At 57.8% G+C, this 25,770-nt stretch carries 20 protein-coding genes and 1 pseudogene; 17 read left to right on the top strand and 4 right to left on the bottom strand.

Annotated features, from left to right (window positions below):
• Positions 1-2 precede the first annotated feature (2 nt).
• From AO726_RS06360 to AO726_RS06300, 13 genes are all read left to right on the top strand, one after another.
• On the top strand, positions 3-920 hold the full coding sequence (locus AO726_RS06360) for a hydroxymethylglutaryl-CoA lyase (protein WP_058067240.1): 918 nt from the start codon (positions 3-5) through the stop codon (positions 918-920).
• Positions 913-1,899, top strand: coding sequence for a WD40/YVTN/BNR-like repeat-containing protein (locus tag AO726_RS06355; RefSeq protein ID WP_058067239.1), 987 nt, complete (start codon positions 913-915; stop codon positions 1,897-1,899). The genes AO726_RS06360 and AO726_RS06355 overlap by 8 nt, the downstream gene beginning before the upstream one ends.
• Entirely contained in the window at positions 1,899-4,301 is a 2,403-nt protein-coding gene (locus tag AO726_RS06350; protein WP_058067238.1) for an efflux RND transporter permease subunit, read from the top strand. The genes AO726_RS06355 and AO726_RS06350 overlap by 1 nt, the downstream gene beginning before the upstream one ends.
• Before the next feature lie 2 nt (positions 4,302-4,303).
• Complete coding sequence (locus tag AO726_RS06345) at positions 4,304-5,971, top strand: DUF1302 family protein (protein WP_058067237.1); 1,668 nt, start codon at positions 4,304-4,306, stop codon at positions 5,969-5,971.
• 18 nt (positions 5,972-5,989) lie between these two features.
• A complete protein-coding gene (locus AO726_RS06340; RefSeq protein ID WP_058067236.1) occupies positions 5,990-7,249 on the top strand; it encodes a DUF1329 domain-containing protein in 1,260 nt (419 codons plus the stop codon).
• Positions 7,250-7,318: 69 nt separating this feature from the next.
• Positions 7,319-9,376: a hydantoinase/oxoprolinase family protein gene (locus AO726_RS06335; protein ID WP_058067235.1), complete on the top strand. Its 2,058-nt coding sequence runs from the start codon at positions 7,319-7,321 to the stop codon at positions 9,374-9,376.
• A gap of 5 nt (positions 9,377-9,381) precedes the next feature.
• Complete coding sequence (locus tag AO726_RS06330) at positions 9,382-11,235, top strand: hydantoinase B/oxoprolinase family protein (protein ID WP_058067234.1); 1,854 nt, start codon at positions 9,382-9,384, stop codon at positions 11,233-11,235.
• 3 nt (positions 11,236-11,238) lie between these two features.
• Complete coding sequence (locus AO726_RS06325) at positions 11,239-11,829, top strand: isochorismatase family protein (RefSeq protein WP_058067233.1); 591 nt, start codon at positions 11,239-11,241, stop codon at positions 11,827-11,829.
• Positions 11,813-12,196 carry a hypothetical protein gene (locus AO726_RS06320; protein ID WP_058067232.1) on the top strand — a complete coding sequence of 128 codons (384 nt, stop codon included), beginning with the start codon at positions 11,813-11,815 and terminating at the stop codon, positions 12,194-12,196. Before AO726_RS06325 ends, AO726_RS06320 begins: the two co-directional genes overlap by 17 nt.
• Before the next feature lie 25 nt (positions 12,197-12,221).
• Entirely contained in the window at positions 12,222-13,634 is a 1,413-nt protein-coding gene (leuC, locus tag AO726_RS06315; protein ID WP_058067231.1) for a 3-isopropylmalate dehydratase large subunit, read from the top strand.
• Between the two features lie 2 nt (positions 13,635-13,636).
• Positions 13,637-14,275 carry a 3-isopropylmalate dehydratase small subunit gene (leuD, locus tag AO726_RS06310; protein WP_058067230.1) on the top strand — a complete coding sequence of 213 codons (639 nt, stop codon included), beginning with the start codon at positions 13,637-13,639 and terminating at the stop codon, positions 14,273-14,275.
• 38 nt (positions 14,276-14,313) lie between these two features.
• Complete coding sequence (locus AO726_RS06305; protein WP_058067229.1) at positions 14,314-16,176, top strand: sigma 54-interacting transcriptional regulator; 1,863 nt, start codon at positions 14,314-14,316, stop codon at positions 16,174-16,176.
• Positions 16,173-16,562, top strand: a complete 390-nt coding sequence (locus AO726_RS06300; protein ID WP_058067228.1) for a RidA family protein — start codon at positions 16,173-16,175, stop codon at positions 16,560-16,562. Before AO726_RS06305 ends, AO726_RS06300 begins: the two co-directional genes overlap by 4 nt.
• Positions 16,563-16,727: 165 nt before the next feature.
• Here the strand turns inward: AO726_RS06300 and AO726_RS06295 are convergent, their stop codons facing one another.
• Positions 16,728-18,500, bottom strand: coding sequence for an acyl-CoA dehydrogenase C-terminal domain-containing protein (locus AO726_RS06295; RefSeq protein WP_058067227.1), 1,773 nt, complete (start codon positions 18,498-18,500; stop codon positions 16,728-16,730).
• Positions 18,472-19,110 carry a TetR/AcrR family transcriptional regulator gene (locus AO726_RS06290; protein WP_058067226.1) on the bottom strand — a complete coding sequence of 213 codons (639 nt, stop codon included), beginning with the start codon at positions 19,108-19,110 and terminating at the stop codon, positions 18,472-18,474. The genes AO726_RS06295 and AO726_RS06290 overlap by 29 nt, the downstream gene beginning before the upstream one ends.
• Positions 19,111-19,289: 179 nt before the next feature.
• Between AO726_RS06290 and AO726_RS06285 the strand changes: the two genes are divergently transcribed.
• Together AO726_RS06285 and AO726_RS06280 are read left to right on the top strand one after the other, a co-directional pair.
• A complete protein-coding gene (locus AO726_RS06285; RefSeq protein WP_058067225.1) occupies positions 19,290-20,309 on the top strand; it encodes an AraC family transcriptional regulator in 1,020 nt (339 codons plus the stop codon).
• Positions 20,310-20,322: 13 nt separating this feature from the next.
• Positions 20,323-20,745 carry a VOC family protein gene (locus AO726_RS06280; protein ID WP_058067224.1) on the top strand — a complete coding sequence of 141 codons (423 nt, stop codon included), beginning with the start codon at positions 20,323-20,325 and terminating at the stop codon, positions 20,743-20,745.
• 5 nt (positions 20,746-20,750) lie between these two features.
• On the opposite strand, the gene AO726_RS06275 is transcribed toward AO726_RS06280, so the two are convergent.
• A complete protein-coding gene (locus AO726_RS06275; protein ID WP_058067223.1) occupies positions 20,751-21,566 on the bottom strand; it encodes a LysR family transcriptional regulator in 816 nt (271 codons plus the stop codon).
• Positions 21,567-21,665: 99 nt separating this feature from the next.
• Between AO726_RS06275 and AO726_RS06270 the strand changes: the two genes are divergently transcribed.
• Positions 21,666-22,391, top strand: coding sequence for an SDR family oxidoreductase (locus AO726_RS06270; protein WP_058067222.1), 726 nt, complete (start codon positions 21,666-21,668; stop codon positions 22,389-22,391).
• A gap of 832 nt (positions 22,392-23,223) precedes the next feature.
• Positions 23,224-24,375 carry a Fic family protein gene (locus AO726_RS06265; protein ID WP_206542502.1) on the top strand — a complete coding sequence of 384 codons (1,152 nt, stop codon included), beginning with the start codon at positions 23,224-23,226 and terminating at the stop codon, positions 24,373-24,375.
• A gap of 241 nt (positions 24,376-24,616) precedes the next feature.
• On the opposite strand, the pseudogene AO726_RS21130 reads toward AO726_RS06265, so the two are convergent.
• Positions 24,617-25,742: pseudogene (locus AO726_RS21130) on the bottom strand (IS3 family transposase); the annotation flags it as partial.
• Positions 25,743-25,770: the final 28 nt, after the last annotated feature.

Here is a 25,770-nt window from a genome sequence, read left to right as displayed (position 1 = left end):
CCATGGTCGAGCGCGTAATCGTTAATGAAGTCGGGCCGCGTGACGGCCTGCAAAGCCAGGGTAAGACCCTGAGCGTGGCGCAGCGTCTGGAGATGATCCAGATGCTGCTCAATACCGGTATTCGCAGCGTTGAAGTCGGCAGTTTCGTATCGCCAAAAGCGGTCCCGCAGATGGCCGGCACTGATGAGTTGTTCGGTCAGCTGCCGATGGCAGATCAGGTCGCTTATTCGGCGCTGATCCCCAATGCCAAAGGCTACGAGCTGGCTAAGGCGGCTGGGGTTAAGTCTGTGGCGGTGGTGCTGTCAGCCACTGAAACCATGAACCAGCGCAATATCCGCATGAGTCTGGATGAGACCACTGCGGTGTGCACGGAGCTGATGCAGCGTGCGCGTGAGGACGGGCTTGAGGCGCGCGCCTATGTGGCGGTGGCATTCGAGTGTCCGTTTGAAGGTATTACTCCGGCTGAGCGCGTGATCTCCCTGACTCAGCGCATGTTCGATGCCGGTGCCGACAAAGTGATCATTGCCGACACCATTGGTGCCGCTAACCCGCTGGCGGTGCGCAAGGTGCTGACGCCGTTGCAGGCGTTCAGCGAAGCTGGCCGCCTCTCCTGCCATTTCCACGACACCCGCGGCATGGCTCTGGCCAACGTACTGGCCTCATTGCAGGCCGGTGTGCGTGAGTTCGACAGCTCTATCGGTGGTCTGGGCGGCTGCCCGTTCTCACCGGGCGCAACCGGCAATCTGGCCACTGAAGACCTGGTGTTGATGCTCAATGCCATGGGCTTTGAAACCGGTATCGACAGTCTGGCACTGGTTGATGCCGTCAAGCGTGTGGAGGCGCTGACTGAAACACCGCTGGGTGGCCATTCCTTCCGCTGGTTACAGCGCCAGGTTGCGCAGGGGGTGCAGCATGCTTAATACCTGTCTGAGCTGGGTTGGGCGTTTGTCGCCGTGGATGATCATCGGCAGCCTTTCTTACGCTGCACTGTTCGTACAACCCACTGTTAATCCGCATCCGCTGAACCAGCCGCTGCTGGAAAACCGCGATGCATTCTTTGATGCCGAAGTTTACGGCCAGCACATCTGGGCGGTTGGCCAGAACGGCGCACTGCTGGAGTCGCTGGATAACGGTGAGAGCTGGAGCCGCGAAGAGGTGCCGGGCCGAGATAACTTGCAAGGTATTGCGGTTTCTCCGCAAGGCACTGTGGTGGTGGTCGGTAACCAGGGTCGTCTGTGGGTTAAGCAGGACGACGGCAGCTGGAAAGAGCAGCAAGTGCTGGGTGAAGACACCGTGGCCAAGCTGCTGGACGTCACCTTTATCGACAACCACTTCTGGGTGGTCGGTGAGATCGGCAGCCTGCTGCGTGGCGATGCCGATGGCACTAACTGGCAGCAGCTGAGCATTGATGAAGACGTCACCCTCAACAGCATTACTGCCGGTGCCAACGATGACCTGTGGATTGCTGCCGAGTTTGGCCGCCTGCTGCACAGCGTCGATCACGGCCAGAGCTGGCAGGTGCAAGAGCTGGGCAGCGAGAGCCTGCGTGCTCTGAAGTTCAACGGCCAGGTGGGCGTAGCCGTGGGCAACCGCGGTGGCTTCTACCTCAGCGAGAACGCGGGCGAAAGCTGGCGCGAAGTACCCGCCTTTACCGAAGAGCATCTCTACGACGTGACCTTTAACGAGGGCCGCTGGATCGTCACCGGCGACCGCGGTGCCCTGTATCAGAGCCGTGAGGCTGTTCCTGCCAAAGGCTGGCAACGCTGGAGCCCTGCCGGGCTCGACAAGAGCTACCACAGCCGTCTGCTCAATACCGATCGCGGCGTACTGCTGATCGGTAAGCAGGTTGGCCTGTTGGGCGCAGAAGACCTCCGGTTGTTGATCAAGGAGAACCAGTAATGACTGGCGTTATTAATTACACCGCGCGCCTGGCCGCGTGGTCTATCCGCAACCGCATTGCGGTGTGTATCGCCATTGCTCTGGCGACCATCGCGTTTGCCGCGTCGCTGAGTGGCCTGGATATCCGCACCCGCTTCAGTGACATGGTCCCGCACGATCACCCGTATGTGCAGGTGCATCAGAAGTATCAGGACAGCTTTGCTGCCAGTAACCGCGTCACCATTCTGGTCAAAGCGCGTGAAGGGGAAATCTTCAAACCGGAGATCCTCGAAGAAGTGCGGCGCATCACCTACGACTTGCAGAAGGTCGAAGGTGTAAACCCGATGCAGATCACCTCGCTGGCGTCGAAGAAGCTCAAGCGCGTTAACGCCTCCAGTGAAGGGATTGAGACCAAGCCGATGATGTGGCCGAACGTGCCGACATCTGAGGCGGAAATCATCGAGCTGCGTCAGGCGGTGCTGAACAATCCGATGGTTTACGGCCTGTATGTGGACCGTGAACTGAGCTCGGCGCTGATTCAGGTGGACTTCTACGATCACCTGGTCGACTACAGCAAAATCTACCCGCAAATCCAGGCCCTGCTGGACGCCTCACCGGTAAAAGAACAGGTCAGTCTGCATTTGGTCGGTGAGCCGATTCTGTATGGCTGGGTTGCTCACTACCTGGAAGAAACCGTCAGCCTGTCCCTGCTCTCGCTGGGCGCTATGTTGCTGCTGCTGTTCGTCTTCAGCCGCACATGGCGCGGCACCATCCTGCCGTTTATGGCAGGTACTGTGTCGGCGATCTGGGCGTTGGGTATCGGCAACCTGCTGGGCTACAACTTCGATCCGTTGGTGATCGTGGTGGCGTTCATCATTACCGCCCGTGCGCTGTCGCACTCGGTGCAGATGATCACTCGCTTCGATGATCTGGTCTCCGGCGACGGTCAGATTGACGCCCGCCGTGCGGCTGAGCAGACCATGCGCGAACTGTGGCGCCCCAGCATGCTCGGCTTGTATGCCGACGCCGGTGCCATCCTCTGCGTGATCCTGACGCCGATTCCGCTGCTGCAAAAAGTGGCCATCGTCGGTGCCATCTGGGTGATGACCATCACCGTCTCTGCGGTGTTCCTGACCCCTGCTCTGCTGTCTTTCATCAAGCGTCCGCAAGGTTATGCGCATCCGTTCAACCTGGATGGCTTCATGCGCGTGATCCTGTCCGGTGCCAAGTGGGTGGTGCGTACCCGTGCCCGTTACGTGGTAGCGCCGCTGGTGATTGTGGTGGTCTCCGGTCTGGTCTTTGAGGCCACGCGCCTGACTATTGGTGATGCCAGTGATGGTTCGCCGATCCTCTGGCAAGACTCCTCCTTCAACAAAGACAGTGCGCTGATCAACCGTCTGTACCCTGGCTCCGAGCAGATGTTCGTGGTGATTGAGGGCAAGGACAACGACACCATGAAGAGCCCGGAAGTGCTCGATTGGATGATGCGTTTCTCCCGCTACATGGAGCGTCAGGAAGAGATCGGTGGTGCCATTTCTATGGCTGACATCGTGGTCGACATCCGCCGTAACCTCTATGAAGGCAACCCGCGTTTCCGTGAGTTGGGCGGCAGCAAAGTCGAAAACGGCGAGCTGATCAGCTTCTACATGCAAGGTGCTGACCCAGGCGATCTGGCCCAGTTCACCGACGTTCACTTCAAGAACGGTGCTGTAACCCTGTTCTTCCGTGACCACAAAGGCGACACCCTGCGTAAGGCTACGCACTACGCCAAACAGTTCATTGCCGAAAATCCGCTGGAAGGCGCTGAGGTGAAGCTGGTGGGTGGTGTGCTGGGCATCATCGCCGCGGTTAACGAAATCCTCCTCAGTGACCAGATTGAGGCGGTTGCCCTGGCCTTCCTGGTGGTCGTTGTGTGCTGCCTGGTGGTGTACCGCTCTTCGGTCAGCGGCGTGTTCTTCATCATCCCGGTGGCGATCTCCAACGTGGTGACGTTCGCCTTCATGGCCTGGCAAGACATCGGCATGAGCATCAGCACCTTGCCGGTGGTGGCGCTGGGGATTGGCCTGGGTGTGGATTACGCCTTCTACATCGTCGATTCGATCAAGGAATACCTGGAGAAACATCCGGACGCTGATCCGCTGGATGCGGTGCTGCAGTCTCTCGGCTCGGCAGGTCGTGGCGTGCTGCTGACCGCCTTCACCCTAGCCGCAGGCGTACTGTTCTGGTCGTTCTCCTCCCTCCGTTTTCAGGCAGAGATGGGCATGCTCATCGGGCTGTGGCTGATGGTTTCAGCACTCACTTCTCTGTTTGTCATGCCTTCGCTGGCGCTCGTGTTCAAGCCGAAGTTCATCTTCGAACACAGCCCGTCGAAAGAGGCCCAGACCACCGGGCACGCTCTCCAACCTGAGCATAACTGGAGCTGATAATGAAAAGAAAAACCAAGCTTTTAACTCCGTTGGCCTGTGCAGTCATGATGGCGGCGGGTGCACACACAACCGTGCATGCTGAAGATGGATTCTTCGACAATTGGGAAGTAAGTGGTTACGCACGTACCCACTTCTCCTGGAACCTTGAGAATCCTTACCTGATGGATGGGGACGACGCAAACGCTCTGGTCGGGGCAGAACGTAAAGGTGACTACCGTTACGACATGTCCATGGCCCGTGCCACGCTGAAGCTCAATCTGTTCAAAGAGTTCGGCGACTCCCAGTTCTACGTTTCAGGCCGGGTTAACCGCGAGCACGAAACCAACTACCTGAAAGACCTTCAGGAAGTCATGGATCAGAACGCGGCATCGGATATGTTCAGCGACCGTAACAAGTCGCAAGTCAATCTGATGGACGACGTCTACAACAGCGAGGAGCTGCGCGAGTTGTGGTGGCAGACCAAAGTCACCCCGAACACCATTCTCAAACTGGGTAAACAGCAGGTGGTCTGGGGAGAGACCGACTTCTTCCAGTCCATGGACGTGATCCACGGCTACGATCAGCGTATCCGCTCGTTCCTTGAGCCGGAAAACGAAGACGTGCGCAAGCCGCTGTGGATGGTCAACCTGCAGCAGGAGTTCAACGAACTCGATGGCACCCTGCAGATGATCTACATCCCCGGTCGCATGAACAGCGCCTACGATCGTGGTAACTCCTTCGACGTCGACGGCGGCCGCTGGGCCAACAACCCGAACAAGGGGATTACCTTCCGTACCGCCACCTTCGGTGCGGACGTGCCGTACAACTTCGACCACAAAGATGCCGACATGGATGATCCATCCTACGGTCTGCGCTGGAAGTCGATGGCGGGCGAATGGGAATACTCCCTGGCCTGGTTCCATGGCCCGTCGGTTAACCCGGTGATCAACCCGAACCCGAACAACCCGTTGGGCGTGGGTGATGCAGCCAGCGGCGCTAAATTCGCCGGTGCCTACAAGGGTGAATACAACTCGGACGCAGGCTCGACGGTGGGTGAGCTGATTTATCCGTTCGTGGATGTGTTCGGTATTTCTGCTAACCGCTATCTGGAATCGATCGACGCGGTGTTCTCCACCGAGTTCTCCTACATTCCGGACTCGCCGTATAACTTCGGCTTGCAAGCGGGCGAAGCAGGTGGCTGCGCCTTCTTCCCAGGCTTCTGCGGCATCAAAGAGAAGGATGTGGTCAAGACCATGCTACGTCTTGATAAGCAACTGGCCCTGCAGAAGTTCCTCGGCACCAGCCGTCCGTCCTTCTTCTCGGTTCAGCTGTTTAACACCTGGATCACCGACTACGACCGCGACGACGAGCTGGTCAACAGCGCTGGCTTCAGCGGCCGTACCAAAGAGTTCTCCACCATCGCCACCGCGATTCTGGGCATGAACTACGACAACGACCGCATCAACCCAAGCATCGCAGTGGGCACCGACATGACCTATGGCGGCAGCTTCCTGATTCCTGCGGTTGAGTTCGCTTACGGCGACAACTGGCGGATCCGTGCTGAGGCCGACATCTTCTTTGATGACGAAAGCCAGAAGCGCGCCCTGCAAGGGTTCAACAACACCAACCTGTTTGGTTACTTCAATGGCAACGACCAACTGTCCTTGCGTGTGACTTACAACTTCTAAGACCAGGAGATGACAACAATGAAAATGCGTCTTAGCTGTCTGGCCAGTGCCCTGGCTCTGAGCCTGTCGGCCAGCTTCACCGCCTATGCGGCGGAGCTGACCCCAGGCAGCAAAATCAATGCAAGCAACCTCGACCAGCACCTGGCCGATACCTTCGAAGGTACAGCCATCAAGGACCTGCTGACCGAGCGCATGCAGAAGCTGATTCGTGAGGAAGGTCTGCAGATCAACCTCAAAGCTTCGCAGCCGATCACGCTGGGTAAGGATTACATGGCGGCCACCCAGGCTAATGCCGGTAAAGCCACCTTCAACCCGGACACCCGCCAGGTGGATGGTTGGGTCGCCGGTATGCCGTTCCCGGATGTGAAAGCGGATGATCCTCATGCCGCTGAAAAGCTGATCTGGAACCACCACTACGCGCAGCCGAACAAGAACGTGATGGACTATCCGAAGTTCGCGTACCTGTTCATCGACCCGAAATCCGGGCTGGAGCGTAAGCAAGAGTGGCGCTTCCTGCGTTATCAAATGAAAGGCCGTCTGGGGGTACAGAACCCGGTTGAGGGTGATGGCAGCATCTTCACCAAGACCCTGCTGTACGCAACTTACCCGTCCGACATCCGCGGTCTGGGTCTGTTCACCATCCGTTACGACTCGCCGAAGCTGGAAGACTCCTGGGCTTACGTGAAGTCCGTGCGCCGTACCCGTCGTCTGTCGGGCGGTACCTGGATGGACCCGATTGGCGGCACCGATCAGCTGAGCGACGATATCGAAATCTTCAACGCTCACCCGAGCTGGTACCCGGAGTACAAACTGCTTGGCAAGCGTAAGCTGCTGGTGGTTGCCAACTCCACACAGACTGCCTGGGACTCCAAAGCTAAAGGCAACGCTGAATTCCCGATCGTTGATCTGGATAACGGCCCACACTGGAACCCCAATGATGGCTGGGAGCCGCGTGATGTATGGGTAATCGAAGCGGTTACTCCGCCAGAGCACCCGTACGGCAAGAAGGTCATGTACATGGATGCGCAGTTCCCGCGCTTCTATCAGGCTGAGGCCTATGACCGTAAGGGTGAGTTCTGGAAGTGGATGAACTACCACCTCAAGACCATCAAGTTGGGTGACGGTGACACCGCGATTGCTTCGGCAGCGGGCTTCACCATCGACTATCAGCGTCGTCATGGCACTGTGTTCGTGCTGGGCGATGGCACCACTATGAACACACCGGGCATCACTGCTGACGATGTAAACCTGCGCGAGCTTGAAAAAGTAGCTCGCTAAGGCGCAAGACGCCGGGCTGCCTCAGGCAGCCCGGCCGATACAAATCTAAGAAGCGCTTGGAGAGGAACCATGAGTTTTCGATTGGGTGTAGACGTAGGCGGCACCTTTACCGACCTGCTGTTGATTAATGATGTGACGGGCGAAAGTTTCACCGCCAAGGTCCCTTCAACGCCGCATAACCCATCCATTGCTGTACTCAATGGTATTGAGCGGATCTGTGGGATCGCAGCCATTGAGCCTTCACAAATCAAAGCGGTGATGCACGGTACAACCGTGGCCACCAACGCCATTCTGACCCGCCGTGGGGCGAAGGTTGGTCTGGTCACAACCCAGGGCTACAAGCAGGTTCTGCACATTGCCCGCTCCTTCGTACCGGGCGGCCTCGGTGGCTGGGTAATCTGGAACAAAGGTGAGCTGCTGGCGCCGCTGGAGCTGACCATCGAAGCCAACGAGCGCATTGGCGCAGATGGCGAGGTTGTGCGCCCGCTGGATCGTGAACAGATCCGCACTGCCCTGAAAGGCCTGGCCGCAAAAGGCATCGAAGCCCTGACCATCAGCCTGGTTAACGCCTATGTAAACGGCGTGCATGAGCGCGAAATCCTCGAGATCGCCCATGAAGTCATGCCGGGTATTCCGGTCTCCCTGTCCTCTGAAGTCGTACCTGAAATGCAGGAATACGAGCGCACCGAAACAACAGTGGTGAACAGCTACGTACGACCTGAGGTCGAGAATTACATCAACCACCTGCAAGGTGAGTTGAACCAGCGCATTGGCAGCCACTCGCAGCTGTCGATTCTGCGCTCGGACGGCGGTCTGGCCACCAGCCAGTCTGCGGCCAATACACCGGTCAACCTGCTGCTGTCCGGCCCTGCCGGCGGTGTGGCGGGTGCCATCTGGTTCTGTTCCCGTGGTGGTTTCAGCCGCGTGCTGACCTTCGACGTGGGCGGTACCTCCACTGACGTTGCCCTGATCGATAACAACCAAGCACGTATCCGCCGTGAAACCCGCGTGGGTGACGTTGCCGTACGTGCTCCGTCGGTTGACGTACGTACCGTAGGTGCCGGTGGTGGCTCCATGGCCAGCGTGCCGGAACTGACCCGTGCCCTGCGCGTAGGCCCGGAAAGTGCGGGTGCTGTACCTGGTCCTGCGGCCTACAACCGCGGTGGTGAAGTGGCTACTGTGACCGATGCCAACGTGGTGTTGGGTTACCTGCCGGCTATCCAAAAACTTGGCGGTGACTTCCAGGTCCGTCATGACCTGGCGACTGAAGCTGTACAAAAAATCGCCGACGCCATGGGCGTTACCCTGTTCGAAGCGGCAGAAGGTATCGTCCGTCTGGCCAACGAACACATGTATGGTGCTCTGCGCCTGATCAGTGTTGAGCAAGGCTACGACCCACGCGACTTCGCCCTCTGCGGTTTCGGTGGTGCAGGCCCGCTGCACGCCAACGCCATGGGTATTCTGATGAACGCATGGCCGGTCATCATTCCGCCGGGCCCAGGTGTGCTGTGTGCCTACGGTGATGCGACCACCCGCGTGAAAGACGAAGCGTCACGTTCGATCATCCGCCGTACGGCTGATCTGACCCTGGACGAAGTGCTGCAAATCATTGAGCAGCTGGCCAGCCAGGTCGGCGACTCACTGGCGGCTCAGGGCATTGCCCGTGAATCCCAGCAGCTCAACTTCCAGGCCGATGTGCGCTATCAGGGCCAGGCCCTGCAACTGACCCTGGAAATCGACCGTGATGCCCTGGCCCGCGACGGCCTGAAAGTGATCACTGGTGCCTTCGACGCAGAGCACGAGCAGCTGTTTAGCTTCTTCCTCGAAGACTCCCACGAGCTGATCAACCTACGTGCCATTGCCCGTGCTCCGCGTCCGGAAATCACTGAGCGTCAGTACGAAGGCGAGCAGCCTGCGCTGGCTGATGCTGTCAGCGGCGAAAGCCCGATCCACTACGCCGGCAAGGACTACACCGCCACCCTCTATGACCGCAGCAAGTTGGCTCCGGGCATGGTCGTTGCGGGCCCTGCCATCGTTATGGAAATGGATTCCACCACTGTTGTGTTCCCAGGTTACGAAGCGGCGGTTGACCGCGTCGGCAACCTGCTGATTCGTCCGCAGGAGTAAGCATCATGGTTGCGCGTATCAAGCAGACTAATAACACCCCGTTCAAGCGCGTACCGGTCGACAGCATCACCATCGACATCGTCGAAAACGCCCTGAGCAACGCCCGTTTCGAGATGGATGCTGTGCTTTTCCGCACCGCCATGAGCCCCGGTATCCGCGAGCAGGGCGACGCCTTCCCGCTGATTGCCACCAGTGAAGGCAAGATGATCGTCGGCCAATTCGGCTCCTTCATCACTGGTTTCCTGGAGAACTACACCGGCGAGATCGAAGAAGGCGACATCTTCCTCACCAACGACCCGTACCTGTGCAACGGTGCGGTCAGCCACCTGCCGGACTGGCTGGTGCTGATGCCGATCTTCAAAGACGGCCGCGTGATCAACTACTCCGCCATGTTCGGTCATATGTCCGACGTGGGCGGCAAGGTTCCGGGTTCGCTGCCGACCAACGCCAGCTCGATCTGGGAAGAAGGCATCCGCATTCCGCCGGTCAAGCTGTACCGCAAAGGCGTGATGAACAGCGACATGCTCGACGTCATCCTGCACAACGTGCGTCTGCCGCGCTGGAACCGTTCGGACCTGAACGCCATCGTTGCTGCCTGCCGTACTGCCGGTAAGCGCTGTGTGGAGCTGGCTGAGCGCTTCGGCGACGATGTGTTCTACAGCGCCCAGCAGGAAATGCTCGACCGCACCCGTCGCGCCATGAAAGAAGTGATTCAGCGCGTGGTCTCTGAAGAGCGCCAGGTGTTTGAAGACTACATTTGTGACGACGGAGCTGGCCTTGGCCCGTACACCCTGCGTTGCGCCCTGTGGCGTGAAGGCGAGAAAGCTATCTTCGACTTTGAAGGGACTGACCCGCAGGCACCGTCTTCGGTGAACTTCTACGTCAACGAAGAGATGTTCAAGATCTTCTTTGGCGCGCTGACCATCAGCCTGTTCGACCCGGCGATTCTGCTCAACGACGGTTTCTACGACCTGGTTGACGTGCGTATCCCGAAAGGCTCGCTGCTTAAGCCGAACTTCCCGGCTGCACTGTCCTGCCGTACCCACGCGCTTGGTCGTATCTTCGACATGATGGGCGGCCTGCTGGGCCAGGGCACGCCGGAAGCCATGAACGCAGCGGGCTTCTCCGATTCCCCGCACTTCATGTACTCCGGTTACGACAAAAACGGCGAATGGTTCCAGCTGTTCCAGATCGGTTTCGGTGGTATCCCGGGCCGTCCGGCTGGCGACGGTGCCGACGGTCACTCGCTGTGGCCGGGCTTTACCAACGTGCCGAACGAATTCGTTGAGGCGTACTTCCCGCTGCGTATCGAAAGCTACGAAACCCTCACCGACACTGGCGGCGCGGGCTTCCATCGCGGCGGTAACGGCCTGCGTGTGAGCTATCGCCTGCTGGCCGATGGCGAGATTTCCATCCACGACGACCGCTGGTTGACCTACCCGTGGGGCGTTAACGGTGGTGAGCCGGGCGCACGCAGCCGTAAAGAGCTGATCCGTGTCGATGGAACCCGTCAGATGCTGCCGTCCAAGTGCGACAACATCGTGGTTAAAGCCGGCGATCTGCTGCTGTTCGACACCTGGGGTGCCGGCGGCTGGGGTGATCCGTTCAAGCGTGACACCGCAAAAGTCCTGCAGGACGTACAGCGCGGCCTGGTCAGCGTTGAAGGTGCCCGCCGTTATGGTGTGGTGATTGAAGGTGACAGCGTTAATGCGGCGGCAACCGAAGCCCTGCGTGCAGAGCTGAGCAAAGCCCGTGGCGAGATCACCCTCTTCAACCGTGGTGGCACGGTGGAAGAACTGAAAGCCCGCTGCCTGGCTGAAACCGGCCTGCCCGCTCCTGCCACTCCGGTCTGGAGCTAAGCCATGGCATTGGAATCGCGTGAGTTGGTAGCAGCCAAGCGATATGCCTTGATTCTGGTGGATCTCAGCCTGGGGTTTACTGACCCCAGCCTGAGCCCGCTGGCCTCCGACTGCCCACAGGTGGTCGAAGCGAACCAGCGCCTCCTCGCTGCCTTCCGGCAGCGGGGCTGGCCAGTGATCTTCACCACTGTGGCGTATGACAATCCGGAGCAGGCCCGCGTCTTCCGCGAGAAGCTGCCGAGCCTGAACGTCCTCGAAGCCGGCAGCAAGCTGGTGGAGATCGACCCGCGCCTGGCACCGCTGGCGGATGAGCCGGTGCTGGTTAAGCACTGGGCCAGCGCCTTCTTCGGCACTGACCTGAAAGCCCGGCTGGATGCAGCCGGTGTGGATGGTGTGATGGTGACCGGCCTGACCACCAGTGGTTGCGTGCGGGCGACAGCGGTCGATGGTTTGCAGAACGACCTGCGCGTGCTGGTGCCGGAAGAGGCTGTGGGCGATCGCAATCAGGATGCACACAAGGCCAACTTGTTTGACCTGCAACTGAAGTATGTGGATGTCCGCCCACTGGAGCAGTGCCTTGCGTTGCTGGCGTAGTGCCGGGAGCGTACTGCTGCTGGGGCTGCTGGCCGGGTGTGCGAGCGAGCGTATGAATACCACGACCTATTCATCGCCTATCCGCACCCAGTCAGCGGCCTGCCAGCTTTATGCCCAGGCCTGGGTGGAGCATTTTCGCGCCAGTGTTGCGGTGCGTGAAGGCCGTCATGGCGACAGTGCACTGCACAAGCAGGCACAGGCCCGGGCGCGTCTGGATCAGCAACAGATTGATGAAGATTGTTACAAGCCGTACTGCCTGATTCAGCCCAAAGCTGAAGGCCGGCTGGATACCTACTGTGGGTACAAAGTCCCTGATACCAGCGGGCAAGAACTTTACCGCTGGATTCCCTGGACGGACCTGAATTAAGCCTTGAAGAACAGAGGACACACACGTGGGAGCGCAGACACTCTACGACAAGCTGTGGGCGCGCCACCGGATTGATGAACTTCCGGATGGCTCCACGCTTTTATATATCGACAGGCACCTGCTGCATGAGGTGACCTCACCGCAGGCATTTTCCAACCTGCGACTGGCCGGGCGAAAACCCTGGCGGCTGGATACGTCACTTGCGACCCCCGATCACAACGTCCCGACCCTGAGCCGAGAGCAAGGGGTTGAAGGTGTCAGCGATGCGATTGCCCGCCAGCAGATCGCCGCGCTGGAACGCAACAGCATTGAGTTTGGTGTGCCGTTGTTTCCACTCAACGACGTGCGCCAGGGCATCGTCCATGTGGTTGGCCCGGAGCAAGGCCTGACCTTGCCCGGCATGACACTGGTTTGCGGTGACTCGCACACCGCCACCCACGGCGCGTTGGCGGCCCTTGCCCATGGCATCGGCAGCAGCGAAGTGGAACATGTACTGGCCACGCAAACCCTGCGCAGCCGCAAGCAAAAGAATTTCCGCATTCGGGTGATCAATCGCCTGAGTGAAGGAGTAACGGCCAAAGACCTGGCCTTGTACATCATCGGCATGATCGGCACTGCCGGCGGTACTGGCTGCGCCATCGAATTCTGTGGTGAGGCGATTGAAGCGCTGAGCATGGAAGCGCGCATGACGCTGTGCAACATGAGCATCGAAGCCGGTGCGCGGGTCGGACTGGTGGCTTATGACGCCAAAACCGAGGCTTACGTAAAAGGCCGGCCGATGGCACCCAGCGGAGCGCAATGGGAGGCGGCGGTGGCTCACTGGCGCACCCTGCATTCGGATGCTGATGCAGTCTTCGATCAGGAGCTGGAGATCGACGCTGCGCAGGTCGGAATTCAAGTCACCTGGGGCACCTCGCCGGAACAGGTGATCGCCATCAACGGCCGTATTCCCACGCTTGATCAGGCCCGCGACGCTTTGCAGCGCGCCGATTGGGAGCGTGCCCTGCGCTATATGGGCCTGGAAGCCGGACAAGCGCTGAGCGGCATTGCGGTAGACCGCATTTTTATCGGCTCTTGCACCAACGCGCGCATTGAAGATTTACGCGCGGCGGCGGAGGTGCTGCGTGGCCGTGAAGTGCATCCACGGGTCAAACAGGCGCTGGTGGTACCGGGCTCTGGTCTGGTGCGTTTGCAAGCTGAGCGCGAAGGGCTGGACCGAATTTTCAAGGCCGCCGGTTTTGAATGGCGCTCACCGGGTTGCTCCATGTGCCTGGGCATGAACGCTGACCGCCTTAACCCCGGCGAGCGTTGCGCGGCTACGTCTAACCGCAACTTTGAAGGCCGTCAGGGCAAGGGTGGCCGTACTCATCTGATGTCACCGGCAATGGCTGCCGCTGCGGCGGTTATGGGTGAACTTACAGATTTGGGGAGCGTGTGAGCATGCAGCCGCTGACAGTGCACGAAGGCATCATCATTCCGTTCAATCGCACCAATATCGATACGGACATGCTGCTGCCCAAGCAATACCTGAAAAGCCTGGAGTCGTCCGGTTTCGGCGACTTCCTGTTTGATGACGAGCGCTACCTTGATCCCGGCGAAATAGACACGCCGCTGGTCAACCGCAGACCCAATCCGGCATGCATCTTGAATGTACCTCCGTACGACCAAGGGAGTGTGGTGTTGGCTCAGGCCAACTTTGGCTGCGGCTCCAGCAGGGAGCATGCGGTCTGGGCGCTCAGGGACTTTGGTGTGCGTGTGGTTATTGCACCCAGTTTCGGCGATATCTTCCGTAACAACTGCTTTAACAACGGGTTACTTCCGTTACAACTTGAGCAACACCACGTCGATGCTTTGTTCGACCTGGCCGAAAAGAGTCCGGGCGTGCAGGCGCACATCAATGTGAGTGATCGGACCTTGCGTGTTGCGGACCTGCGTTTCGTTTTCGATCTGGATGAGGGGCGTCAACAGCGGTTACTCAAGGGATTGGACGAAATAGGTGAGACCCTGACCTATGCAGAGAAAGTCAGGGCTTACGAGCAATGGAGACAGCTGGAGGAACCCTGGGTTTTCAGAGCGTAAATGAGCCGGCCGCCTGAATAAGAATAAGAGGTAGCGCTGTGGAATTTGCGAATGAGGAGCTGGAGCGAGTCAGGATCTGTTTTATCGGCAACTCCAAAGTCAGCCGGTTGATTCACAGCCTGATTCCAGAGTTCGAATCACTGGCCAGCATCACCATCATTGACAACATCTTCAATGATGCCGTGCGTGCAGCCCGTGAGCTGGTTGAGCGGCAAGAGGTCGATATCTTCGCCAGCGCCGGGGCTAACGCCTTTTACCTGCAGGACACCCTGCCAGTGCCGGTGCTGGCGCTCAAGGTGGAACAGTCGGACCTGATTCAGGCCTTCCTCACTGCCCGACGCATTACCGACAAGGCTCTGCTGCTCAACTATGAGCGGCAGGAGGCCAATGTCGAGCTGTTGCGCCTGTTCGGTGGGATGGAGCTGATTCACCGCACCTACAGCACGGCAGAGCATGCCCATGAGATTTTCCATAGTCTGCGTGCGGAAGGCATTGGTGTGGTGATCGGCTCCAGCTATGTGTGCGACCTGGCTGATCAGTGGGGGCTCAACTCGGTGTTGATGTACTCCCGCGAGTCGTGCCGTAACTTGCTGCGCAAGGCGATCCGCCATGCCGGTGCGTACAAGCGTGAGCGCCAGCAGGCGGCTACCGAGCAGTTCCTGTTAGAGCAAAACCCCAACCCGCAAGTGTTCACCAACCGTAGCGGTGTGGTGGTGGCCTGGAACAGCGCTGCGCAGAGCTTGATCCCTACCCTGCCCAAACGTCGCCGCCTCAGTGGCGTGTTGGACTCTCGCGTGCTGGAGGCCGACAGTCTGCGTGCGGAAGGGCTATTGCTCGGCGACCGTCTATGTACCCTGAATAAGCTGCCATTTGAAGTGGATAACGAGCCCATTGGCTCGCTGTATATGTTTTATCCACAACCCATGGCCCAGCCCAGCGACCAGCAGCGGCGCATGGTTTACCAATCCAGCCGCATGCTGGAAGTACAGAGCCAGCTGCACCTGTACGGCTCTACCCCCGGCACGGTGCTGCTGCGTGGCGAAACCGGTACCGGTAAAGAGCTGGCAGCGCGGCAGATTCATGCCGCCAGCCAGAACAGTGCTGGCCCGTTTGTAGCCATCAACTGCGCGGCGATCCCTGCCGAGCTGTTTGAATCGGAATTGTTCGGTTATGCCGAAGGGGCCTTTACCAGCGCCAAAAGCGGCGGTAAGTCGGGCCTTTTGGAGAGCGCCAACAACGGCACCTTCTTCTTGGATGAAATCAACTCCATGCCACTGCCGCAGCAGGCCAAACTGCTGCGCGTATTGCAGGAGCGTGAAGTGCGTCCAGTAGGCGCGCGGCGGGCAATCGCCCTCAACATCAAGTTCGTGGTGGCGTGCAACGCTGACTTACAGGCCGAAGTGCGCGCCGGGCGTTTCCGCGAAGACCTCTACTACCGCCTGAGTACCTTCGTTGTGGTGCTGCCGCCGTTGCGTGAGCGCATGGAAGACGTGCCGCTGCTGACCGAATACCTGATCCGCCGTGAAGCCCAGCGCTATGCGGTGGAAGTGGATGCCGTGGAGCTGACCCGCGGGATCACCCCGATCTTCCGCCGCTACACCTGGCCGGGCAACGTGCGCCAGCTGGAAAACATCATCGAGCGTCTGGTGGTGTCCCTGCGCATTTATGGGAGCTGTGAGGCATTGGTCGAAGCCATGCCGCGCGTGGCACCTGAGCTGTTCAACAGTGAAAGCGAAGTGGATGAAGGCGGCCACCTGCATCAGGTGGAACAGGAAGAGATCGTCAAAGCACTCAAGCAGTTCGGCGGCAACAAGACACTGGCTGCGGAATACCTGGGTATCAGCCAGACCACCTTATGGCGCCGCTTGAAGCGCATTACCCCTGAGGCGATTAATCAATGACCAAGCAACTCGTACAACCCCTGCCAGACCCATTTGAACCGTTCGCCCTGTCGCCGGGGATTGCCTTTGGGGATTTGCTGTTTGTCTCCGGTCAGGCGGCCATGAACCCGCAGGGCGAGATAGTCGGTGTGGGTAACTTTATGGCCCAGGCCGAATGTGCCTTCGAGAACCTGAAACGGGTACTGGAAACCGGTGGGTCGAGTCTGGATCAGGTGCTCAAAGTCACCATCTTCGTTACCGATATGGCCTACTTCCCGGATGTGGTGGAATTGCGCAAGCGTTACTTTAGCCCGCCCTATCCGGCTGACTCCATCGTTCAGGTCAGCGCCTTGGCCCTGCCTGAGCTGATGTTTGAAATAGAAGCGATCGCCGCCCGGCCACGTTAAGCACGAATGCGATGCGCAGCTAAAACCGCGTCTATAGGCGCCAGATTCTGTAGGCAGCGTGGTATCCGCTGGTGGATGGCTTCGACCATCCACCCTACGCGACGGCAGGTGAGCAGGGGTCAAGCGTAGGGTGGATAAGGCTGTGCTTATCCACCGCAGCGATCATCAGAACTGCTCCGCCTCCAGTTGATACAGCGCGTCACTGCCGGCACGGATGCTGGCTTCCAGACTCAAGCTACGTGGCAACAGGCGGGCAAAGAAGAACTGCGCAGTGGCCAGTTTGCCTGCGTAGAACACCTCGTCGTCAGCCCGCAGACGCTCTGCACTGGCAGCCATACGCACCCACATATACGCATACGCGGTGTAGCCGAACAGGTGCAGGTATTCCACCGAAGCTGCGCCGACAGCATTTGGATCAGCCTTGGCTTCGTTCAGCAGCCACTCACTCACCGACTCCAGACGATTCAGCGCATCCAGCAGCGCAGCGTTGTACGGTGTGCTGTTTTCAGCAGCGAATGAGCGGGCTTCGTTGGTGAACAGGCGCAGTGCTTCGCCACCATTGGCCACGACTTTACGGCCGAGCAGGTCCAGTGCCTGAATGCCGTTGGTGCCTTCGTAGATCTGCGCAATGCGCACATCACGCACCAGTTGCTCCTGGCCCCATTCGCGGATGTAACCGTGGCCGCCGAATACCTGCTGGCCATGTACGCAGCTTTCAAAACCGCTGTCGGTAAAGAACGCTTTGGCCACTGGCGTCAGCAGGGCAACTAGCGCTTCTGCCTGCTTTTTCTCTGCAGGATCGACGCTGTATTTGGCCAGATCGAGCTGTTGGCCGACGTAACAGGCAAACGCGCGGCCGCCTTCCGTCATGCCCTTCATGGTCAGCAGCATGCGGCGCACATCGGCGTGGACGATGATCGGGTCTGCTGCCTTCTCTTTCGCCACTGGGCCGGTAGCGGCACGGCTTTGCAGGCGCTCGCGGGCGTAGTCACGTGCCGCCTGATACGACGCTTCGGCGCAACCAATGCCTTGAATGCCAATGGACAGACGCTCGTAGTTCATCATGGTGAACATGGCGGCCAGGCCTTTGTTGACCTCGCCGATCAGGTAGCCAGTGGCACCGTCAAAGTTCATCACGCAGGTGGCGGAGGCTTTGATGCCCATTTTGTGTTCGATGGAGCCACAGGACACGGCGTTTTTCGCGCCCAGCGAACCGTCAGCATTGACCATCACCTTCGGTACCAGGAACAGGGAAATACCCTTTGGCCCAGCCGGTGCATCCGGCAGCTTGGCCAGCACCAGATGGATGATGTTTTCGGTCAGATCCTGCTCGCCGCCGGTGATGAAAATCTTGGTGCCGCTGATGGCGTAGGAACCGTCAGCCTGCGGCTCAGCCTTGGTGCGGATAATGCCCAGGTCAGTGCCCGCGTGGGGCTCGGTCAGGCACATGGAACCGGCCCAGCGTCCTTCGTACATGGGTGGCAGGTAGCAGTTTTTCAGCTCTTCACTGGCGTGGGCATCAATGGCCAGGCAGGCGCCGGAGCTTAGCGCCGAGTACAGGGCAAAGCTGGAACCTGCGGCATACAGCATTTCTTCAAAGGCAACGGCAAGCATCTTTGGCATGCCCATACCGCCGTAATTCGGGTTGCCTGCCAGGCCGACCCAGCCGCCTTCAATGTAGGTGGCATAGGCTTCTTTGAAGCCTGCCGGCGTGCGTACTTCGCCGTTAATCCACTGTGCGCCTTCTTCATCGCCGCTGCGGTTCAGCGGGGCGATCAGGCTGCCGGTGACTTTGGCTGCTTCTTCGAGAATTGCGTTGGCGGTATCGGCATCAATACGTTCAGCCAGCTCCGGCAGTCGCGCCCACACGCTGGCTGCATCAAAAACATCATGAAGAATAAAGCGTGCTTCACGCAGATCGGCGTTGTAACTCGGCATAGTGTGGTTCCTCGGGTATAGCGGGTTCTTCATGCAGTTCTGGGAGCTGAGTGAAGAACCCCTGAATTAGGGCTTTGATCAGTTGTTGCTGCCTGTCAGCACTCACGCTGGTTTCATCCACCCAGACCGGTAGTTGTTCCAGCAAGTTCAGGGCGACTTGGCCAATGGCATGTGTACAGCGGGCTGGTTTATTCATCGGGTTCGCACACAGCTGTTGCAATTGCAGGCTGATCAGTTGCCGCAGCTGCTCGATCTGTTGGCGATGAGCCGTCTTAAGGCAATGCCGTTCACGGTTGGCCAGTTGGAAGTACCACGGCGCGCGTTGATACTGTTCTGCGATCGCCTGAGTGATCTGCAGCAGGCGTTGTTGTAGTGGGGCGCTGTTGCGTACTCCCCGGTTGACAATGGTCAGAATATTTTCGTAATGCTCTTCCAGAGCATCGAATAGCAATTCCTCTTTACTGCTACAGTGGCTGTACAACGCCGCTGTAGACATTCCCATGTGGGTTGCCAGTTTGCGCAAGCTGACCTGGGCGAATCCCTGGTTGGCAAATAGCTGTAAGGCAATCTCACGGTTGTGCTCAAATCGGGAATGCATTTTTTCAGTCATGGTCATTCTTTTTATTTTTAACGGTTTGCCCGGAAGCAGACTGCGCATGGGTGGAAAGTCTAGGGAGGTGCCAAGGGCGGTGGCTATGCCCAAACCCTTCGCAATGTACGTATAGTTTTTGCCATGACGGCATGTTGCGCATGCTTCATCCGGTCTAGTTGGTTAAGGGTAAAAAGATCATGCGCGATCAGGATTCAGTCGCAGCCTATCTGGTAAAGGCGGCCCTTCACGGTATTCAGGATGCCCCGGAGCGGGTTGCTGCGGTCTTGCAGAAGTCCGGTATTGATCCTGCCGAGCTGGCGCTGGATAACGCCCGTCTGTCGGCAGCTGCCGTCACCCGCTTCTGGTTGGCGATGGATGAAGAACTCCGCGATGAGTTCTTTGGTTTCGATTCTCACGGGCTGCCTTCCGGCAGTTTTGCGCTGATCTGCCGTGCGCTGATTCACGAGCGCACCTTGGGCAAAGCTTTTGAACAGTGCTTCAAATACCTGAGTTTCTTTATCCGCGATATTCGCGCCAGCCTTGAGCAGCGCAATGGCCAGGCTGTTATCTGCCTGGAAACGTCCATGCAGAAACCGGCGCTTAAAGGCGCAGCGGAAGAGATCTATCTGAGCATCGTCATCGGGCTGATGTGCTGGCTGATCGGCCGGCGTATTCCGCTTAACCGTTCACGTTTCAGCACGGCGGCACCTACGTCCGAGACATCACCCTGGCAATGGGGCCCGCTGGTGGAGTATGACTGCGAACGTACTGAGATCGCCTTCGATTCCAGCTACCTGAAACTGCCGGTTATTCAGGATCAGACAACCTTGCGCACCTTCCTGCGCAGTTGCCCGCAATGGCTGGTGGTGCGCTTTCGCAATGACGCCAGTACCGCTTCAAAGGTATTTCGTCGGCTGCGTAGTCAGAACAGTTCAGAGTGGCCGACTCTCAAGGAACTGGCTCACAGTTTCGCACTCAGTGAACAGGTGCTCAGAAGGTATTTGGCCAAGGACGGCTTTACTTACCAAGAGATCAAACACGAAGTTCGCCGCGCCATCGTGTTCACGCTGCTGCGTGACAGCAACATCAGCATTTCCGATATCGCCATTCAAGCTGGTTTTCAGGAACCAAGCGCTTTTCACCGTATCTTCCGTCGCTGGACCGGCGAAAGCCCGGGGCAGTTTCGTAGCCGTTTGCAGCCGTCCACCAATGACTGAGTAAGGAGTTGAAATGGACGCTCGTATTACTGTCCTGACGCTGGGCGTTGATGACTTGGAAAAGGCGCTGAACTTCTATCGCAACGGATTAGGCCTGGCCACTGACGGCATTGTCGGTGAGCAATTTGAATACGGCGCAGTGGTGTTTATTCAACTGCAACCCGGTTTGCGTTTGGCATTGTGGCCACGCACAAGCATTGCTCATGACACCGGCCTGCCTGTCAGTGCGGTGGCTCCCACAAACATGACCATTGGCCATAATGTTGGCTCAGCAGCAGAGGTGGATCAGGTGATGGCGCAGGCCGCTGCGGCGGGAGCAACGATTCTCAAACCGGCTCACGACACCTTCTGGGGTGGTTACTCCGGCTACTTTCAGGACCCCGACGGGCACATCTGGGAAGTGGTTTGGAACCCGCAGTGGGCTCAACCTGCCTGAACCTTTCACATCCCCGGTACGCAAGCCTGATCCCGCAGCGCACTGTGCAGTAAACGCAAAGCCGGGTGCTCCAGTGCTTTACTGCTGAAACACAGGCCCACGCGTCGGCTTGGCAGTGGGTTGCTCAGCGGGTGAGTGGTGACACCTGCTGCTGTTTCAACCAACGACAGCGGCAACGCAGCGACGCCAATCCCTGCCGCCACCATGGTTAATGACAAGTGCAGGGAGCTGCTTTGTGCCGCCTGCGTAATGGCATGGCCATACAGCGGCATCAGGCGTTGGTGGGACGGATGGTCTGGGCAAATGATCCATGGGAACAGGCTGGGGTTTGGTCCTGGCTCTGTGCCGGCGGCAATGGCGCAAACAAACGGATCATCCCAAATGGGTAGAAACAACTCGTCTTCGCAGCGCTGCTCCTCGACCGCCAGCCGGGCATCGCCAGTGCAACCATCCTGAAGACTAAGACGCAGATCGGGAACAGTGTTTATCGCCAGTTGCAGAAAGGCACTGACATGTTGCGGGCTGATGTCCGCCTCCACCCCCAGCGTCAGCGACAGGTGCTGTTCTCCACGCCGGAATCGGTGCTTCAAGGCCTCAGCCTCACCCACCAATGCAGAGGCTTGCGGGTACAGTGCCCTCGCCTCCTCGCTGAGCTCAACGCCGCGAGCAACACGCTTAAACAGCGAGACACCGAGCGCCTCTTCCAGTTGTTTGATGGTGACCGACAGTGTGGGCTGGCTGACGAACAGGCGTTGCGCTGCGGTGGTGATGTTGCGCTCTTCAAACACCGCGATAAACGCTTTCAGGTGCCGTATATCCATAGGTTTGGCCGATGCCTGGTAGAGGAATTAATCATTTTATGAGCTATTCCAGCATGGCTAAACTGCCTGCCATCTGAAAAATCAATGATGGAGGGAGCCATGAGCAAACCACTGATTATTATCACCGGCGCCAGTTCGGGAATTGGCGAAGCCACAGCACGTCTCTTCGCCCAGCAAGGGCATCCATTGCTGCTGCTGGCCCGTCGCATCGAACGTCTGGAAAAACTGGGCCTGCCCAATACCCTGTGCAAGCAAGTCGATGTGACGGATCGCAAAGCCATGCTGGCTGCTGTACAGGCCGCTGAAGCTCAATTCGGCCCGGCCGATGCCATCATCAATAACGCGGGCGTGATGCTGCTGAGCCAGATGAGTGGGCAAGACCCTGACGAGTGGGAGCGCATGCTCGATGTCAACGTCAAAGGCCTGCTGAATGGCATCCATGCTGTGCTGGAAGGAATGACTCAACGCAATCGCGGCACCATCATCAACATCAGCTCTGTGGCCGGGCGTAAAACCTTCCCGAATCACGTGGCCTACGTCGGCACCAAGTTTGCTGTGCACGGCATCTCTGAAAACCTGCGTGAAGAAGTGGCCCCACACAACGTGCGCGTCATCACCATCGCACCGGGCGCGGTAGAAACCGAACTGCTCAGCCACACCACCGATGAAACCATCAAAGCCGGTTACCAAGAGTGGAAACAAAGCATGGGCGGCACCGTGCTCACCGCCGAAGACGTAGCCAACGCCATTGGCTACGCGTATGGACAGCCGCAAAACGTTTGCATCCGCGAGATCGTTCTGGCCGCTACACGCCAGCAGGCCTGATTGCCGGAAACCTGACGCTGCACCCTGAAAAGCACTGGAAACGCTATGGGCGTCCGGTGCTTTGTGCTGTCTGGAAACAACAAAGCCCGCACTTGGCGGGCTTTGTTTGAATTTGTCAGCGGCTATGGCTGCTATATAAATGGCGCACTCGGCGGGATTCGAACCCACGCCCCCTCCTTCGGAGGCTTGTGCGGTACAAGTATTTCAGATGTTGCGGTGAGCTCTAAATGATCGCTAAGTACCGTCATTATTGGTGGTTAGCGAATCTGGCTCGTGGAAGAGAGATGCATTAAGAAAACATTATGCATCTGAGGTTTGGCACAAAAAAAGAAATTCGGGGGAGACGTCGACGGTGCATATAACAACCAAAGCTAGGATTGAGTACTCACTAGAAAAAACCTAGATATGCTTTTCAAATCTCAATATATTATTTTAGCGAAAAATCGAAATCTAGCTAGTGAAAAATTAAAATAATTTGGATTACATCCAATAAAAATGGGGTCTCATGTGTTGTTTGCAAAAAAGCGCGCCTCAGAATCATGCCGCGTAAAGGCAAGATAAAAGGTTAAAACGCAGATTTCATTTTTTGCGTTTTGTGCTTTAATCACATGACTATCCCCTGATCTACCTATCGAGACGCATGATGGCCAAGCCTACAGTCGAGAGTCCACCCCCATTCAATCCCGCCAAGGACTTTGAGGCCACGCTACCACTCCTGGGGAAGTGCGAGGTAACGGACCCTAAAGGGCGTTATTTACACTGGAATCTATTCAAGTGGCGGGTACCGAGTGCCAAAGCCACCGTCCTGTGGAAGGTCGTAAAGTTCAAGCGGATGGCTCAGTACAAGGACATTGGCTTGTCTGACGTCCGTGGGAAGCAGTTTGTCTACTGCACCCCCCCCTCTATGGAGGCAATGCTTTACCAAATCACAACCAACGCAGGGGGCAAGGTTGGGGCAGTTGGTGGAACCGCCGCCAGTGACAGTATTCAAGATCGGTTTCTGATTTCCTCGCTGATCATGGAGGAAGCCATCACCAGCGCTCAGCTAGAGGGGGCTTCGACTACCCGTGAAGTCGCCAAAAAAATGCTGGAGGATGAGCGGGAGCCGGTCGATGAAGACGAACGGATGATTCTGAACAACTACTTGCTGATCAAGCATGCAGAGCAGTGTTGTTCAGAGAATCTGAGCGTAGACATGATTCTCGAATTCCATCGGATCGCCACTAGCGGCACGACTGGCAACGGCGTCGTGCCCGGTGAGTTCAGGCAGGCGAATGACATATTCATTGATGATGGCCGGGGCAACATTGCTCACCAGCCACCAGACTTCAATCTACTGCATGACCGCTTGCTGGCCCTGTGTGATTTCGCTAACCAAGACCACAGCGGAGAGGCTGGAAGCACTTTCATCCACCCGGTGATCAAAGCAATCACGCTCCACTTTATGATCGGCTATGAGCACCCTTTCAGGGATGGAAACGGCAGGACCGCTAGAGCGCTGTTTTACTGGTACATGCTCAAGAGCGAATACAATCTCTTCAAGTACCTCTCCATCAGCAAGGTTTTGAAGGAGCGGCCAAGGGACTACGGGCTGGCATATCTCTATACCGAGACAGATGACAACGACCTCACCTACTTCATCTACCACCAGCTGGAGACGATCCAGAAGGCGTTTAATGAGCTAGGAAGCTACCTCAACCAGAAAGCCAAGGAGTTCGAGGAAATATCCGCGGTGCTTGAACGGACCACATGGGGCAGTACCCTGACCTTTATTCAGAAGGACTTGATCAAGAAGGCCGTGAAAGAACCAGGGCGGGTATTCACGGTAAAAGAGATTGCGAATTCGTACTCAATCTCTGACAACACGGCTAGGGGGCACCTGACAAAGCTGGTTGAGCAAAAGCTATTCTTCTGTTCGAAGGATGGAAGAGCGATCATCTATATTGCTCCATCAGACTTGGCGTCAAAGCTGAACAAGCGTTAGGCGCACACTGCCTGTCTCGCTACAATGAAAGCCGCATGACGCGGCTTTTCTTGTTTTGGCCACACTAAATGGATGAAAGTTCAAGCCGTTTGTTGGGGGCGAAGATGTTTACCCTGCACATGCACCCAACGATGACACGCACCAGTGCGCTGGATACTGCGGCCCTTAAAACTGGAGCGCCTACGATGCACGACTTTACGATTGATGAACGGGTTCTACCCCATTTCCACGGACAGTTTGAAAGGGCTGAAAACTTCAGATCTTGCCGGGCGACTCTACGACGCATACGTGGGTTATGAAACCGCTCGATGTAATCGAATAAATCCGCCCGGGCCTCATCACGAGTCCGATACGACTGGTGAGCAACACGCTCCCGTTTGAGCTGACCGAAGAAGCCCTCACAGGCGGCGTTGTCGGTGCAATGACCGACGGCACTCATGCTGCAGATCAGCGTGTTGCGATTCAAAAAGCGCTGATAGTCCGCACTGGTGAATTGGCTACCGCGATCCGAATGCAGGATCACTGGCCAGTCACCCTGGCGCTGCCAGATCGCCATCTCCACCGCTCGAATCACCATCAGCCGATCTTGGCGGTGGTGCATCGACCAACCGATCACCAGCTTGCTGTACAAGTCGAGCACCACGCATAGGAAGAGTTTGCCTTCCAGTGTCGCTATTTCCGTGATGTCCGTGACCCACTTGCGCTCCGGCTCCTGCGCAGTGAGATCGCGCTCCAGCAGGTTTTTCACACCTTCTGGATGGCCGCTGACGACTCTTCCAAAGCCACACCTCTTCCGGCATGGCCAGCCTTGAATTCGCTCAGCCGCCATTAGGCGAGCAACGCGGTTCAGGCTCACGGTTTCGCCCTCGTCGAGCAGATCCTCGTGCATACGTGGCGCTCCGATCACACCACGACTGTCCTAGTGAATCTCTCGAATGCGCTTCACCAAGAGCGCACTCTCTCGAGCGCCGGGGCTTGGATCACGATCCTGCCAGGCTTAATAGCCACTGGCAGAAACCTTCAGGCAACGGCACATCAAGCGTACCGGGTGCTCGTTGCGGCAGCGCCGGATCACCGTGTACCGCTCGATGACTCCTTGGCAAAGTACGCTGCCGCGTCTCTTAAAAATCACGTTCCTTGGTGACTCGGGCCAGTTCGCGTTTGAGGCAGGAAAGCTCCTCATCCCGCGGACTTCCCGTTCCTAGGAAGGCTTTATCCATACCAGGTTATGCTTCTCGAACCCAGCGGTTTAGCAGGCTCGGGGCTACTCCAATCTCTTGGGCAATTTGGCGGCAACTGGTCTCTGAACGACGAGCCAGTGCAACGGCATCCCGCTTGGATTCTGGACTGTATTTCTTGCGTTTCATGAACACTCCTTCTGCTCGATATGAGCTT

The organism is Pseudomonas sp. TTU2014-080ASC (assembly GCF_001446935.1).
Classification (GTDB): Bacteria; Pseudomonadota; Gammaproteobacteria; order Pseudomonadales; family Pseudomonadaceae; genus Aquipseudomonas.
Note: the sequence above shows the minus strand (reverse complement) of the source record. Positions and strands in the feature narration are given on the sequence as shown.